The organism is Paenibacillus sp. Soil787 (genome assembly GCF_001429545.1).
Lineage (GTDB): Bacteria > Bacillota > Bacilli > Paenibacillales > NBRC-103111 > Paenibacillus_E.
Genome location: NZ_LMSP01000012.1, coordinates 45,740 through 61,612, shown reverse-complemented (window position 1 = coordinate 61,612; position 15,873 = coordinate 45,740). Strand labels below are relative to the sequence as shown.

General features: G+C 39.4%; 16 protein-coding genes and 2 pseudogenes. 2 read left to right on the top strand and 16 right to left on the bottom strand.

The window, feature by feature from the left end; translation table 11 throughout:
* The first annotated feature begins 258 nt into the window (after nt 1-258).
* Together ASG93_RS12775 and ASG93_RS12770 are read left to right on the top strand one after the other, a co-directional pair.
* On the top strand, nt 259-1,062 hold the full coding sequence (locus tag ASG93_RS12775; RefSeq protein ID WP_056832459.1) for a hypothetical protein: 804 nt from the start codon (nt 259-261) through the stop codon (nt 1,060-1,062).
* Nucleotides 1,063-1,320: 258 nt separating this feature from the next.
* Nucleotides 1,321-1,551 carry a hypothetical protein gene (locus ASG93_RS12770; RefSeq protein WP_056832457.1) on the top strand — a complete coding sequence of 77 codons (231 nt, stop codon included), beginning with the start codon at nt 1,321-1,323 and terminating at the stop codon, nt 1,549-1,551.
* A gap of 318 nt (nt 1,552-1,869) precedes the next feature.
* Here the strand turns inward: ASG93_RS12770 and ASG93_RS37165 are convergent, their stop codons facing one another.
* From ASG93_RS37165 to ASG93_RS12690, 16 genes and pseudogenes are all read right to left on the bottom strand, one after another.
* Entirely contained in the window at nt 1,870-2,337 is a 468-nt protein-coding gene (locus ASG93_RS37165; protein ID WP_414858868.1) for a GNAT family N-acetyltransferase, read from the bottom strand.
* 373 nt (nt 2,338-2,710) lie between these two features.
* Nucleotides 2,711-2,980 (bottom strand): hypothetical protein, encoded by a 270-nt coding sequence (locus ASG93_RS12760; protein WP_056832455.1) that lies wholly within the window; start codon nt 2,978-2,980, stop codon nt 2,711-2,713.
* Nucleotides 2,981-3,955: 975 nt separating this feature from the next.
* Nucleotides 3,956-4,516 carry a hypothetical protein gene (locus ASG93_RS12755; protein ID WP_056832453.1) on the bottom strand — a complete coding sequence of 187 codons (561 nt, stop codon included), beginning with the start codon at nt 4,514-4,516 and terminating at the stop codon, nt 3,956-3,958.
* A 638-nt stretch (nt 4,517-5,154) separates the two neighbouring features.
* Complete coding sequence (locus tag ASG93_RS12750; RefSeq protein ID WP_056832450.1) at nt 5,155-5,625, bottom strand: hypothetical protein; 471 nt, start codon at nt 5,623-5,625, stop codon at nt 5,155-5,157.
* Nucleotides 5,626-5,804: 179 nt separating this feature from the next.
* The gene (locus tag ASG93_RS12745) at nt 5,805-6,146 is read right to left on the bottom strand and encodes a DUF3139 domain-containing protein (RefSeq protein WP_056832449.1); all 342 of its coding nucleotides are present in this window, start codon (nt 6,144-6,146) and stop codon (nt 5,805-5,807) included.
* A gap of 232 nt (nt 6,147-6,378) precedes the next feature.
* Entirely contained in the window at nt 6,379-6,954 is a 576-nt protein-coding gene (locus ASG93_RS12740) for a GNAT family N-acetyltransferase (RefSeq protein WP_056832447.1), read from the bottom strand.
* A gap of 192 nt (nt 6,955-7,146) precedes the next feature.
* The gene (locus tag ASG93_RS12735) at nt 7,147-7,650 is read right to left on the bottom strand and encodes a shikimate kinase (RefSeq protein ID WP_056832445.1); all 504 of its coding nucleotides are present in this window, start codon (nt 7,648-7,650) and stop codon (nt 7,147-7,149) included.
* Nucleotides 7,651-7,847: 197 nt separating this feature from the next.
* Nucleotides 7,848-8,180: pseudogene (locus tag ASG93_RS12730) on the bottom strand (DUF4262 domain-containing protein); the annotation flags it as partial.
* A gap of 72 nt (nt 8,181-8,252) precedes the next feature.
* Nucleotides 8,253-8,657, bottom strand: coding sequence for a hypothetical protein (locus tag ASG93_RS12725; RefSeq protein ID WP_056832442.1), 405 nt, complete (start codon nt 8,655-8,657; stop codon nt 8,253-8,255).
* Nucleotides 8,658-8,838: 181 nt separating this feature from the next.
* Nucleotides 8,839-9,162 (bottom strand): hypothetical protein, encoded by a 324-nt coding sequence (locus ASG93_RS12720; protein ID WP_082614890.1) that lies wholly within the window; start codon nt 9,160-9,162, stop codon nt 8,839-8,841.
* Between the two features lie 195 nt (nt 9,163-9,357).
* Entirely contained in the window at nt 9,358-9,840 is a 483-nt protein-coding gene (locus tag ASG93_RS12715; RefSeq protein WP_056832440.1) for a 2'-5' RNA ligase family protein, read from the bottom strand.
* A gap of 145 nt (nt 9,841-9,985) precedes the next feature.
* Entirely contained in the window at nt 9,986-10,828 is an 843-nt protein-coding gene (locus ASG93_RS12710; RefSeq protein WP_056832438.1) for a tyrosine-type recombinase/integrase, read from the bottom strand.
* Nucleotides 10,829-11,143: 315 nt separating this feature from the next.
* The coding region (locus tag ASG93_RS35060) for an NUDIX hydrolase (protein ID WP_156410908.1) at nt 11,144-11,523 on the bottom strand (380 nt) is incomplete at its 3' end.
* A 22-nt stretch (nt 11,524-11,545) separates the two neighbouring features.
* A pseudogene (locus ASG93_RS12700) lies at nt 11,546-11,954 on the bottom strand (NUDIX hydrolase).
* Between the two features lie 335 nt (nt 11,955-12,289).
* A complete protein-coding gene (locus ASG93_RS12695; RefSeq protein WP_056832428.1) occupies nt 12,290-15,223 on the bottom strand; it encodes a DEAD/DEAH box helicase in 2,934 nt (977 codons plus the stop codon).
* Nucleotides 15,224-15,868, bottom strand: a complete 645-nt coding sequence (locus ASG93_RS12690) for a hypothetical protein (RefSeq protein ID WP_056832426.1) — start codon at nt 15,866-15,868, stop codon at nt 15,224-15,226.
* Between the last annotated feature and the right edge of the window lie 5 nt (nt 15,869-15,873).

The window sequence follows — 15,873 nt, the reverse complement described above, 5'->3', positions numbered from 1 at the left end:
TTACCTCGCCGATCTTCAAGAAGTCCTTCTACGCTTTGAGTCATAAAAATTTGTTTCCACCTATTAAGCATCTATTCGACAGAAGGGGGAGATTCATAATAAATCACTCTTTATTTCATCGAAATATTCAAACCATCCTGCAGGAATGCACTATATTTCGCTAAATAAAATACGAGTTATTATATTATTCACGGGTAAGGAATATTCTAAAAAGGGGTGAGTTAGTTTATTTTTCGAAAATGAAAGGCGGCGATTCTCATGAAGAGATATTTATCGATGCTGGGAAATTACTTACTCTATTTGACGGTCATCATTTTAGTGATCTTCCTCTATAATATCGTCATTGATCCTGTATTAGGATGGGGGCAGTTCGGAAAAGGAAAGAACATCCCAATCCAGGTATTCATGGTACTTGTAATTACAATCGCTCTTTCCGCAATTGTTTACGCCATTAAATATCGGCTTTTGAAACAGACACCGGTAAGCTTCTGGAGACTTAGTAGCTTCTCGCCGATCAGTCCGAGCTTTTCGGTTCACATGATAACAATCGGGCTGGCGTTCACTTTATTAAACGCTGCCTCCATGAAACTACTTCTTTACTACAACATTACAACGTTCAATGATTTTACAGAAGAATATTTCGCCTCTGTTCCTTTCGTTTACATTATACTTTCCTCCGTGCTCACCACTGCACTTGAGCTAATCCTGTTCTTTGGTATCATGTTTAACGAAGCCCGAAAACATGTTCCCGTATTTTGGCCAATTCTAGTCATCGCTTTGATTATTGCGGCGTTGCAGCCGGGAGGAATTACGATGCAGCTTCTGGGTGTAGCGTTAGGATTCATTTATGGATCCATCTATGTTCGCCTTTCATCCATATCGTCCGTTATGCTGATTGGGATCGTGTTTAACATCAGTCTGTTCGGCATGAAAAGAATCGGTTGGCTTGATTCCATGGAGAACATGTCGGACTTCACCCTTATACTGCTTGCGGGAGTCATGGGACTCTATCTCATCTTTAGCACCCTTTGGTACTGGAGAAAACCAAAAGCCGGCTACTAACGGCCGCAGCCGACGTATTGCACGTTAAGGGCCTTCCCACGTGATGCCAATTCAGACCACCGCAATGTGAAGAGGAATGGCTGCTGCTTGATCGCACAGCTGAGGATAGGAGGACGCGCTTTGAAACCCTCGTCATTCCTTAGTGGCCTGCAGCGAGAACGTGAGTGAAATATCGTTTGCGGAGTCGTTCCATCGCCACCGTCCGTCCTCGCCCTGCGCCATGAACGGGAAACGTCGGTTGCCCCCGTGGGAGAACTCATGGAGATAGTCCAAGCGCAGGCCAACAGCAACCAAGGCGTTCAGGATATCGCTGAAACTGTAGCTCCAGGCATACTCGACGCTCCGCTGATTGGCCGCTGGATCAGAATATGGCAGGAGACCCTCGATCCGAAGTGGTTGCTCCGTGTGAAAGTAAAGGTAGCGTGTGTGCAAATCCGTCACATCGGCAGTATCATCAAAGACATTGAGAAACGGATGCTCATCTTGTAGGTACAAGACGCCGCCTGGTTTGAGGAAATGCGCGATGATTTTCGCCCACCGACCAAGATCGGAGAGCCAACACAAGACACCGCCTGACGGTCTCGCTAGTGCAGAAACTTATAAATCTCCATCATTTCAGACATATAATCCTATCCAGTAATTAACATTGATTATACTTTACTAGCCAGCTTCAATTTTTTTATTCAACTAATCTGCCCGTTAGCTCAATAGGCCACCGAGTTTATCTCCGGCAGCCTGTTTGATCTTTGTTATGCAACTAACATTTTACTTTAGTTTAATGACAGTTATTGAGCAATCGTTCTCTCGTTAGCGTAGCTTGTTGTTCAACAGATTTTGTAGTATTGGAAGTGCGTGTTCATAATCATTTTGATAAAGAGAAAATGTCTCACTTACTTTAATATTAAACCCAGTTTTCAAATACAGTGCAATCGCCTTGTAGCTCCAAGTTTGAGTATGTAAATAAACATCCTCATCACCTTCAAGAATCTGTAGAACTCGTATACATTCAGCCACTAAAGCTTTCCCGATTCCAAGACCCTGATATTCCCTCTTTACTGCAAACCAATGAATCGATGAGTCTCGTCTATCACTAGTATGGTTCCACCAACCAGTAATTGTCCCGATTGGTTTCCCTTCTTGATTTAACACAAATAACAGCCGTTGCTTTAGTTCTTCAGTGTGTGGTAAGTATTCATTTTTAAAGTAGTTGAGGCTTTCTTCTGCATTATCAAATTCACCTACTGATGCTTCGATTACTGCCCAATCCACTTCCATACCAGATTTATACATGCCAAATGAAAAGCCAATTGGTAACCCATAATGAGATAATGGGGTTCCTGCTGCTCTTTTCATAATAACATTAAAATATGGAATCGATTTATCTAACATGTAATNATGAAAAGCCAATTGGTAACCCATAATGAGATAATGGGGTTCCTGCTGCTCTTTTCATAATAACATTAAAATATGGAATCGATTTATCTAACATGTAATTTCCCCCCCAGTAGATGCCACTGTTATTTAATTCGTTGATCATTGATGGTTACCTTCATTTTCCATACAAAACTGCCCTTTAGCTGAGAAGGCTGCCGATCATTTGATGTCGACAGCCTTATCTTGATGTTATTGAACTAAAGTTTCCGTTAGCTCAATCAACTTTATCTTTTTGAGCCCTTTGGGGTTCTCTAAATGAACCGAACATGCCTGTAAAAAGCCCAATTAACCCAATAGTAAATCCATATCCAGAAGAACCTTCAAAAGCTAATAAAAGAATTACTCCGAACAGTGTAATATGAACACCTAAAAGTTGAACTTGAAGAGCACTTGGATTGAAAAAGTCCAATAATACCCCTGCATGAAAGGCTACAGTAACTATTAGAATTAGAACGATTAAGCACACTAAGCCAAAACTAACCATCTTGACCTCCTCTAAATTCAAACAATTGCTTTCAACTACACTAGTTCCTAAGAACTTTCTTAAGTATATTCGTTTAATGTTATTTTTTTTCCTAAATATGTATTTTTCAATTATCATCAACCTCTACCAAGCAAATCTGCCCGTTAGCTCAACTGACTATCGACCTGCCATGTTAAATATTATCCGTTGAACTCCACTATGGCAAAGAATATATGTTCTTGTCCTCCTACACTTCTGTTGTCGGACGACAAAAATATATACTCTTTCTCGACACAAATATATGCGTTTATGCGAATTCTAAGCCGGCTGCGATGGCCGGCTTTTGAACTATCGTCTATGTTAATTGAATCTGGTTGTCTTAAATGCCCTTTTGCAACCTTCCGAGCCGCTTCCCGCTATAAAATTGGACGAATAGCCTCCGCTGATTGACTCTATCAAATCTCTCACTCTCGGAATAGAAATGTAATAGAGTTCAAACTCGATAAATAAATTACGAATAATTGAAAGGGGTATATGGATATGGCATGTTCATGTGGTTGTGGAGGAAAGTGTAACAAGATGAGGCGGGAAATGAAAAAGAAAACCTCAGCGAGAACTCGCGATCAAGGTAGAACAATACGTGCTCCAATAGCCTGTAACCGATTTTGCATTCGTATGTGTAATCAATTTCCACAAAGAGAAAAAGAAATATGTTTGTCAGATTGCATGGAATGTTTAGGTGCTCAAAGATTCCGGAATCGGCGATCGAAACGCTAGTAGAGCAATTCCCCAAGCTTAAGCAGGCTTCCTATTGATGCCGATATCGAACCCTACTTAGCAGCCAGATCTGTTCCCTTTTGTGAAATAAGTATTAGAATGACAAAAAAATAAAACAGCGGCAACCATGGACTGAAAATAAAGTCCTGGACTGCCGCTGTTTTATTGAACTATCGTTTCCGTTAGTTGAATAGCATTTTCCAATTGGATTTCTATTTTTTATTCATAACCACCCTTAGCTTTGGGTAATTCTTTATAAGAATCCTTACCCGCAACTATATGTTGGATGAATGTACGTAATTCTAGTAGTTGCTTTGCATCGCTCGTTACGTCACAATTTTTATCTGACCAAGTAAATGTTTTTGTTTCTCCATCTACACTAATTTTCCAACTATCTTCATTATAGGGGATGCTAGAACAATTCTTGTTAGTTGGTACCAACTCTTTCGTTCCCATGATATTTATCTCTCTCATATTCTTATAAATGCTGCGCATCTCTTCTATGGTAAAAGTGATTTTTGCCGTTATATCCCCGTTCATTATCAAATCTTTTGTAACCGTATCTTGATAAGTATTAATTTCATTTTTAGTAATCTCACCATATCCGAAACGAACCGTGAAATCGAAATCGGTGGGCATTACTTTTGGCATTTTTTTCTGTTGCTCAACAGCTTCCTTTTTCTGATTCTCGATATTAGAGCTTGCCGCCAAATCTGTTTCCGTAGTACAAGCAGTAATTATAAATAGTAATACAAATAACAATGAGCATAGTTGTTTCATTTTAAACACCCCCCAATTATTTCCAAGTAAATATATAGACGAAAATGGGAGACAATTGTTGCACAATCCTGCCCGATACCTCAACAAACAAAGCAGGTCGCCGCGGCGCCTGCTTTGTTTGTCTGTCTTTATGCAGCTAACGTTATCCGTTAGCTCAATCAACTTTCTCTTTTTGAGCCCTTTGGGGTTCTCTAAATGAACCGAACATGCCTGTAAAAAGCCCAATTAACCCAATAGTAAATCCATATCCAGAAGAACCTTCAAACCAATAATACCCTTGCATGAAAGGCTACAGTAAGTATTAGAATTAGAACGATTAAACACACTAAGCCAAAACTAACCATCTTGACTCCTCTAAATTCAAACAAATGCTTTCCAACCACACCAGTTCCCTAAGAACCTTCTTAAGTATATTCGTTTAATGTTATTTTTTTCCTAAATATGTATAATTATCATCAACCTCTACCAAGCAAATCTACCCGTTAGTTGAGCGAGGCTGCCGATTAATACAGGCAGCCTCGTCTAGATTTCATATTGAAAAAACGTTCCCAGTTTAGTTTAATGTCTTGCTCATATTAAATGGGATTTCATTTTTATAAGCTATAGTGTATTTCTCAATTAGTTCTATTTTTGCTTCTTCATTGGAAATTAGAATGTCGCCGTAAACAGGTACTAAGGTATTCCAATTCTCTTCCTTCAAATGTTTGGTTACAAATAAATATGAATTGTCCTTTGTGAAGTAATTGGTCATTTTCAAATAGAATTAATTCATTTCTTTTGAATCCACCTTGTTGATTTACGATTACTGTTCCGTTAAATTTACCCTTTACATTATCAGACACTTCCACCTTAAACTGAGTTTCAGGCGTGCTATCTAATGATTTAGTTCCATCCTGTTTTATCACTTTCCCGACAAATACATTATCTGCCCATCCGACAAGTCTACGTGTATCGGTTGCATCAAAAGCGTTGCTGGATGCGATTGTTCTTATAACAGGATTTTCTGGAGGATTGTTTGTAAAGTAGTTAGGTGCAAAAATCGCTAAAGCAATAGAGGCAACTATTATACTGCCTAGAACAAAAGACCACCTACTTTTTGAATATCTCATCTCAACTCCCCCAGAACGACAGAATATTTACTTGCTCTTATTTTACCATAATTAGGAATTACACGTTACTTCAATAGGCTGCCGTGGATGCTGGCAGCCTATTTGCAATTGTGCTATCGTTTTTCGTTAGCACAATGATAAAAGTCAAAAAAGCTGGATTACTACCCAACTAGATTTATTCAAAAGGTTTTATGTTTAGTCGCCTTTCCAGAATAGCCACCTTGTTCAATTGATGAACTCTTTTTATTCCAAAAGTAGTAATACGTAACGTCAGGTTCGTCTTTAAACATAACAGCTGTCTCATAAGTTTGGGATTTCATCCATGAGTAATTTATTCCAATAGATAAAATATCTTCTTTTTTATAACCATCTTGTTGTAATTTCCAAATGGTATCTGAAATCATGTTTTGCCTACTTATAATATCCCCAGTACGATATTTTTCGAAAGTTAGGTAACCAGATGAGTACAGTAAAAATAAAAAAAGAACAATGAACAAGATTTTGATTCCTTTTCTAACCACTGATTAACACCTCCGTTATTTCTCTGTTTTACTGCTGTTAATTTATTGGTTATTAGTTTAATCTAATACATAAAATTTCGCTAAGATAGTTCTATTTTTTAATAGTACCTTTGCTTTCCTATATTTATTGAATAATGCTGCCCGTTAGCACAACGAAGGCTGCCATTCCTTTGGCAGCCTTTAGTATTGGAGTGTTGTTCTGCATTAGCGTAGTATCACAAGACAAGTGCGTTTAGTATTCGTATCCCTTAGCCTTTGCGAATACCTTAATATCAGTAATAGCTCCTGAGTCATCTTGGCTTACATTTCGTAGTGTTCCCTCAAGGGTAAAACCAGCTCTCTCTGCTACTCGAATGCTCGCCACATTACCAGAACTACAACGAATCTCAATTCGTTTCGCCTCTAAATGATTAATTGCAAAAGACGTAATTCCGTTAAGTGCCTCCGTCATTAACCCCTGTCTTGTTCGTGAGGTTCTCATCCAATATCCAATTTCAAACTTGCGAATATTCCAATCAAAGCGATGGAGCCCACTGCTTCCAACAAATTGACCCGTGTTCTTATCAATTAAGTGTAAAACTAAATCTGTCCGTTCCAGAAAGTTAAGCCTGGCTTTACGGACATACGCTTCTGACTCATCAAATGTAGGAAGATTCTTTACAAACGGTAACCATGGACGCATTTCATTTACACTCTCAGATATTGCCTCGTTTATTAATGTTCCATCCCCGAATTGAGGAGCACGAATTATTAATCGTTCTGTCTCAAATGTTTCTGGAAAAGATAGCAAAATAGGGTTACCTTTCATGTGAAATCCTCCTAACAATATTTGAGTTTACAAAATTTTACACCCCCTGAACTATTAAATCAATACAATTATTTATTTTCGAGTTTATTGAGCAATTCTGCCCGTTAACGTAATGAATCTTCCGTTCGTTTACACGGCAGCCTCATCTAATTGTTTATTGAGCTCTCGTTTCCGTTAGCTGAATGATCACAATCACTTTCTTGGTTCATGGATTTTCTCTATAATTTCACTAACACATTGTTCTATATCCTTATTTGAGCAATCAAGGGTTTTATCACTGTACTTAATGTACATAGGAACTCTTTCCTCGTAAACGTCCTCAAGACTATTTCCTTCTTTTATAACAATGCCTCTGGTTGTTACGTTTACTAATCTCCTCTTAATTTCTTCATATGGGACATGTAAATAAATAATCTGACCACTCTGTTTAAGTGCATTCATAGCCTTTTCTGAATATATAACGCTTCCACCAGTAGATATAATGCAATTTTTTAGATGCAATGCAGACACAGTTTTTTCTTCGATTTCCATAAATTTTTCGATACCATCAATATTAATTATATCTTGTAGCAGCCTACCTTCATGTTGTTGTATAACAATATCTGTATCCACGTAGTCCATTCCTAGAGCTTTTGCAAGCAACACACCTAAAGTGCTTTTGCCAGCTCCAGACATACCTATAAGAACAATATTCATCTTCTTCCTCACTTTTGTTGATTGTTATTGGTCCGTTCGTTAAACCATTCGGTGTTTTCCATAAATATCCTCCACAAGATATCATTAAACTGGCATTTAGTTCAATAAAACAAGGAGCAGATCGCGGTGATCTACTCCCTTGATTCGTTCAACTATCGTTTCCGTTAGCGTAATAACTCAAAGCTGTAGCACCGTTAATCCAATAATGACTGATCAAACCATACATCTTCATAATCGTCGGCAATAAGAAATCTCCAACCTGGTCCCAATCCAAGATATTTTTTCAATTTTGGATCCCACTCATCTATATGCCTTACATGTATGGGGACAAAGTAATCAGGATCTTCTGAAAATCCATCGCCAGCCCAGATGTACCAACCACATGTTCCATTTTCAGGCTTATGCCTTAGTCCATTAATCGGGAATAAATTATCTCTCATATTAAGAGCAATTCCCAGCTTTTCATTAAGATCACTTTCAAGAAAAGCAGCACCATATTTAACACAAATTATTTGTTGGGATTCAATCATTACTTACTGCACCTCATTTTCACTATCGTTCTGCATTAGCTTAACAAGTAACCCTTTATTGGCTTAGCCAAATTAATCATTTACAAATGCCCTATACCGGACAAGAACTCCATTTATTTCTTTATGATATCTGTAAATAACCCAGAATCGCTCGTAATCAGTCTGAAACTCATTAATTCGCCTTTTATAACACTTATAAATATCCTCTACCAGTTGATCTGTCTCTAGATTATATTTAGTTAATACAAACTCTAATATTTCGAGAAGTTCCTTATCCTCAGCATTTCTAATATCTATACTGAAGAGTGCATGATCTGCTGTCATCGAACATATAACCCTACTATTATTTTTCTCATTATATATTTCAAAGCGAAGATTAGGGTCTAGATTGTTATTCAAAATATATCCGCTTCTACTGCTAAGAATCTCTTCTAAATTACTTATGTCTGGAACGATTACAGAATCTTTATTCAACAAGAAGAACCCTCCATTTGAGCATATTTAACTACCGCATTAGCGTAATCCGTGCTCTATACATATCATCCTATACGATAAATCTCATCACACTGCCTAACTATCCTGCCCAATAGCTGAGAAGGCTGCCGTTCCATTGCTGTCGGCAGCCTTCTCCTGGTTTTATTGCACTATCGTTACGCAGTTAGCTTAACTCTAAAAATTCAAGGTACCAATCCATCCGACTTTCCTTGATTAACCCTATGGCTTCGTTCAATGCCGTTCCTTCAAGTTGGGAAAGTAATTCAAAATCAATTTTCCCTGTCCGAATCCAAATCGAAGCAAGGGACTCACCACAACTACCTTTAGTCATTTCGCTTCGAAACAACTCATCCATAGCGATGGTGAATAAAGCTTGAATGACTTCGTCTCCCTCGAAATTACCCAAATTGATTGCAGCATCATCACGTTCATCTTCCCTAGCCATTGCATCCAAGAGGATATCTATGAGTTTCGTCTTTGTTTCCAATTCCACGCCTCCTTTAGGCGTAATTTCTTTTGTCGCAAAACTGCCCGTTAACGAACGTAACAACGGCTACTTCGCGGCAAAAGTCAACTTTTCAACTATCGTTTCCGTTAGTTCAATGATCTGATTAGAACAACTTGGCAAGTTTGATATCTTCTAAAGGTACGTTTGTTTCAATATCAAATACCCGCACGAATGTTACATCGAAGCTTGGAAAAAGAGGTAATGCTCTCTCGCAGCCAATTTCATTTCTATAATTTCTGCTTCATTCATGCCCCATTTTGTTTGACCCAAAGTCAAATGTGGAATGAAGTTATCCAACTCTATATTACTGTCAATAAGTTCGGGCGGTGGGGAAACCGCATCTACCAAATTCTTGTGTAGATTATATATCTCTTTCGATTCAACACTAAGGAATGTAACCGCTGTTCCAAATGTTCCTGGTTCAGACAAAGTTAACTGGAAGATTGGAAATGAAGAACAAGTTTCTCTTACCTTTTCAAGCCAATTCATATCCTCCGTAAGTCCATTTGGGAGTTTAACAGTAATATGAGGCTCCACAGGAGCCCTAAATCCGTTATTATCCCATCGATTTCGAAATGTCTTAGCCCATTTATTACGAAACACCAAAATATGTTCTTTATAATCTTCAGGTGGAACGATTCCTATGAAAAAAGGCATTTTTACACCCCTTTATAAATAATATGTATTTTTCTCGGATTAACTTTCCGAACATTTATATTTTTAGAAAGTATTCCTCAAATATTTTCCAAATCCTGCTTTAGTGTTAAACTGCCCTTTAGCTGAGAAGTAACCAATGATGGCCTTAAAAGTATCGACGATATAATTCTCTCCTACGCTCGCCGCGCAGCTGAGCATAAATCTGTGTAGTAGATGCTTTTTCATGCCCAAGCATACCCTGAATAAATTCTAGAGGTGCACCGTTATCTAGCAATTGACAGGCATATGTGTGACGAAATCGATGAGGATATACATTAGAATTAATTCCCCCTCGTTTTGCCAGCCTTTTTAATGCCCAACGTATTGTTGGAATCGACAATCGTCGTGTCGGATTCGTTTCAGTAACAAACAATGCTTTACAAGTATCCCCACGGCTCTCTAAATATCTTTTTAACCAAACCTTACACTCGGTTGTGAAATATACCTCTCTTTGTTTAGAACCCTTGCCATTCACAATTGCTGAACAGTTCTCCCAATTAACATCTTCAACGTTTATTTTCTGAACCTCACCAACACGGCAGCCTGTACAGTACAGAAACTCCAACAGAGCATGCTCCCGATGAGAATGACAGGTAATCTTAAGATGAATAACATCCTCCTCAACTAGGAATTTCGGAATACGTTTGTCCATCTTAGGTTCTCTCAGCTTGAGAGAAGGATTCCTTGTCATATGACCTTCTTCAAATGCAAAGCGAAAAAGGGAGCGTACAAATCGAATTCGATGACCTAAGCTACTCGGTTTTAATCGATCTGATGCCCTTGCAAAATAATCTTTTAGCATATTTAAGGATATTTCTTCAATCTCCAAATTACCCAGTTCGCGAATCAACATGTTGAGTTGTAGATAGTATGCTTTCATTGTATGCGAGCTGAACCCCAGGATACGTTTGTCAGCTTCATACAGCATCCATAACTCCTTCAATGTCATAATAAAGACCCTCCCAAATATAAGTTATCTCTAGCTTTGCTAGAATTGGGAGGGTTTAATCTTAACGCTTAAGTTGTGAGTTGTGCTAGTGTTATCCGTTAGTGAAATACCTCTTCTTTCAGTAATTCTGTTAATCCGTTAGGATACAGTATCTTATCCCCTGATATTATTTCTTCTTTTAATACCCATTTAGCATATGTAGTTTTATATCCCTCAACTACAGTAAAACATTCTTTCTGATATAGGTTGTTATCTTTGAAATCAACTAAGTATATTTGTGTTATTTCATGTCCTATGTTTTCATCTATTTTGAANATTTCGGATTCCTTGTTGTTAATATTATTTCTTACTACAGTAAAACATTCTTTCTGATATAGGTTGTTATCTTTGAAATCAACTAAGTATATTTGTGTTATTTCATGTCCTATGTTTTCATCTATTTTGAAAATATTTTCTAAACAGGTAATATATTTTTTTATAACTACTTCAACGCCTAATTCCTCGTTAAACTCTCTTAGTAATGTCTCATTTGACCTTTCTCCAAGTTCAATAGTTCCACCAATTGGGCGGTAGTAATGACCTATTCCCTTTGAATGTTTACCTTCTTGCTCCTCTAAAAGAATATGGTTATCTTTTATAATTAGTCCTAATGTATTAGCTCGCGGATACWTCAAAAATGCCCCCTCTACTGACATTATATTTCTATGAGCTTCCTCGTTAGCGTAATGCTCTTTGTTCGATGTACTGTAACAAGAACTCTTTATCTTCAGGAAAGGTAATCATTCAGCTGCTCAGTGGTCTTCCAAGCAATTTCATATATAAGTCCATCAGGGTCATGGATTGTTGGTTGGCCACCTAAAATTTCAACCTCAAAATATGTAACATGGAATTCAACTGGACCAAATGCCCCTGCCTTACCCTTTATCTCTCTGTTAACTTTACAGCGGTAACCTGTCTCCTCATAAACTTCTYTAATGCAGCAATCTTCTAGTGTTTCATCTTCTTCTTCTTTGCCCCCAGACGGCACCGACCATCGTTTCTCTTCTTCTGGTTTACCTTGTARGACCATAAGTAATTGTCTATCAGAATTGACACATATAGCTGCCGCACCGACCCACCGATTCATCAGAATTCCCTCCTGCCACAAGACTAACCTTCACACTACATTTTAACACATATTGGAAGTATCCTGCCCGAATTGTTTATTTTGCTACAACTATATTTTTCAGTCTAAGCACTTTATTTTCACCGAATAATTTCTTCTGTATGATGTTTTGACGCTTAGCATTATTTCTGTATGATAATTTGTCGCTTAGCTTTAATTCCGTATGTTGTTTTGTCGCTAAAATGATACATTAGAGAAACCCCAACTGCAGTGAACTACGAATTATGACAGTTGTCATTACAGCGAAATATTTGCAAAAAAATAACCTTGGAGATGTATATCCCCAAGGTTATTTTCTAGAAATTGAACGCCACTTGACCTTCCGATACATTGTAAACCTTCTTGGTTTTCGTCTTCGGAACCTTACTTTCGGCTACAAGCTCCAATTTCACTTTCGCCACTGCACGATCGATAACTTGCGGCATGTCCGTCACACTGTATGCCCACCTACGGAAATCAGCATGATCTGACTGCAAAACGGTGGTATCCCATACTAATTCAACACCTAATAAGGATACCTGGTTTACAGCAAGACCGTTAACCCCCTTCATCAAGTTCTGTTCAACATAAGCAATCTGTTGTTCAAAACGTGAGTATAGATCGGCTGGCACAGCTTCAGACGCCCAAGCCAAAATAGAATCGCGTAACGATTCCGCATAGAACGTACGGATCGGTGAAGGTTCAACCACGGTTGGTTGTAGGTCCTTCCACACATCCAGCACATTCTGACGCTCTTCTTCCTCGAAATCAGCAAGCTGAGTATCCATAGGCTCTGCAGGGATAAATTGTGAAGCATCGATGGACATTTTGCCCCAAATGGACTCTGCGCTCTCGACGCCTTCAATATTGTTACCGACAAACCTTTTCGCAAGTTCTGTTGCAAGACTTCCTCCTGATCCCTCTGTTAGTGCAGAAAGACCTTCCTGGCTGAACTGTCCTTCGAGTGCAAGCGCAGCATTCATTTTCATAGCCATGAGATTCAGCGCGAGCTCCTGCATCGTACCTTTATAGGCGCTATAAGTGGTCACGCAGACATTCTTCTGACCGATACGCCAGTGTCTACGTGAAGCCTGCCTAATGATCGATAACCGGTATCCCGTTTGATAAAAATAGAGTGATGGAAAATTTAGGAGATCCAATCCAGTTGAGACTAATACTGGATTACAAAGGAGTACCTGTACCCCTTCTTTCTCTCGCTGAGCGATCCACTCTTCTCTTTGAGGACCTTCGACACTGGATTCTAGAACAGCCGTCTTGATGCCCCGCTCCTCGAGTAACATCTCCAATCGTTGAAGAGTTCCCATTTTCCCGGTATAAACGGCATAGACGCCAACCTTCCTATTCAGTTTCAGTTGAGATCTAACGAACTTAATAAGTTCTAATTCCTTCGGGTATAAAAGGTTATCACTAAGCCGATAATCAGGAGAGACAATCTCTTCATTCGTATCCGGATGATAAACACCCTTGAAATTGAAGGGAACGTCTGGGTAGGACAGCAATGTATTAAGCAGGCTGCCTAGCAGCACAGACTGTCCACCTGCAAGTAGTTCTTGTTTCACCGCTTCACGAAGCAAATCTTCTACATCATGCAAGTTACGCTTCAAATACCATTCAGGAGCCAAAAGCCTTGTTGCTTTGGTAAGCTTTCTCTTGGTTCGTCCAGGTCTTCGTTCGACCCTTGTCACGCAAGAGATGAACGATCGATTTCCTTCCATGCGTACATTCAATGGGCCTTCTTGCAAGGTAGGCATAACCTCGAACATATCCGACATCTGGATAAAGCAAGAAACATCACTTAGCATATCCGTAAACAATTGCGGTGCAGCAGCGGGCATTTCCTTAACGGAAGTCTTCTTCGAAGAACCATTGCTAGAACTATTCAGACTGTCGTTCTCACGTATTTTTGTTACTTTCTCCCTGACTCCATATAAATCGATCCATCGGCCAACGTCACCCCATTTGAATCCAGCATTCTTCATCCTTGTCGGAAAAAGTCGAAAAATGAGCTCAAATAAATTGGAGGCGTAACCATTCATCAATGTTCCAGTCATTGCGATGGAATTCTTCGCACATTGTGAAATGACATGAAATGCATGTGCTTGCGCACTCCCGCCCGTTAATTCATGACATTCATCTCCGATAGCGAGGTCAAATTTATGCTTGAACCAACGCTTGAACAAGTCAGCAGGTGAAACTTTTCTCGGCGCTACACCAGGTTGCTTCCGAATTGAAGGCGCACCCGACAAACTGCTCTTATCTCGGTTTTTAGCTTGCCACAAACGAGCACCGCACGAACGGTAATCATCTTTCTCAGGATCGGCATTCGTATATAGACGGACATTGTTCGTACAGAACAGGTTGCTTTTGCGACGCTTGAATTTTCCATGTTTATCATAGAACTCTTTGCGCTCCATCGGCACCATACCGTCTTCTCCTTCAGTCATCAGTTGCCCACCACATTCAGGGCAAACCCAACCTTCGAAAGCTGTCTTATTGATCGACAGTACTTCTCCATCTGGCTGAAGCTTCTGTTTTGTATAGGAGCGGGATACCCACTTCGCTGCTGGCTCATAAATATAACCAAGCTTTGCGGTATCACGTGCGATGATATAGACCTCAATCTTAGTCGGCTTCGATTCAAACTTACCGCTATCACGTAAACGAATGACATCTACGTAATCCTCAAGAAACTGGACTTCAAACAATGACTTGTCGATAAGAAGTCCAACTTCCCGCTTCGTTTTCTTGATGAGATGGTTGGGTACCATATAAACAACCCTACCCTTCCCTCCAAGCTTCTCAGTAAGCAAAGAAAAGAATGTCGCGATGCTCATTGCCGTTTTACCCGTTCCTGGCTCTCCAATAAGAAACAGATTACGATGCTTACGGAAACCTTTGATCAAGGCAGTAACTACATGCGCTTGAGAAGAAAACAACGGCCGCTTAAAATTATTTAAAACCTCAAGAGGCTCGTCCGTTCCCGGGTGATGTACAGGCACATACTCATCATTTAAACGACGAATCAGATCCTCACCAAACAAATTGAGATAATCTCCAATGTTCTCGATATCTGCTAAGGTCTGAGGTCCATTCACTACTGTCTCTATTTCTCCCGATGTATCGCCTAGTGCAGGAAGGGTGTCCTCAAGACTCCCACCACGATTCGCAGCTTCCCTTATTGCGACAGCAATAGCCTCATCGACCGTATCAACCTTCAAATTCACACTCATTTATATAGCCTCCTTCGTGATGTCGCAATCTTCCGTTAGTTGGATTGCACCAGTTCTAAGTCCATAGGAAATATAGCCGTCCAACACGTCCTCTCCTGCAGTCAACTCATAGGCAACTAAATCAGCATAATCCCCGACGAAATCATGAACCGTAAGCGGGATTAAGTACTTATCCTTGAGTAATTGATTAAACAGATAGGGCGTCCACTCTTCGAGCATTGGTGATTCATAATATGCATCAATGGCAAAAAAGAGCTTCTGGAGGATGTCACCGTCCCATGCAAAAATCATATAAACATCATTTTGCCGAGACAGCACCATTTCATTAGCGACAATGCCGGTAACAAAGGTGTCATCCTCACGTTGAGATAAATGGCGATACTTCCCACTTGGCCTTATTGCGAAGGAGGATTTATCATATTCTTTTTCACCGATGCGTGGAGCATGACGGATCCAGAGGACCACATCATTTGCTTTTTTAGCATGGTGGAATTGAGCAAACATTGCCTGGACACGAGAATCAATATCGATGATATTCGCGTATACTAGCTGAGTTTCTTTTTTCTCCTCATCACGCTTTGTTACAATCAGAGGAGTGTGCACCTTTACATATACATCCTTATGTTTAAAATCCATGAATTTCATCCCTA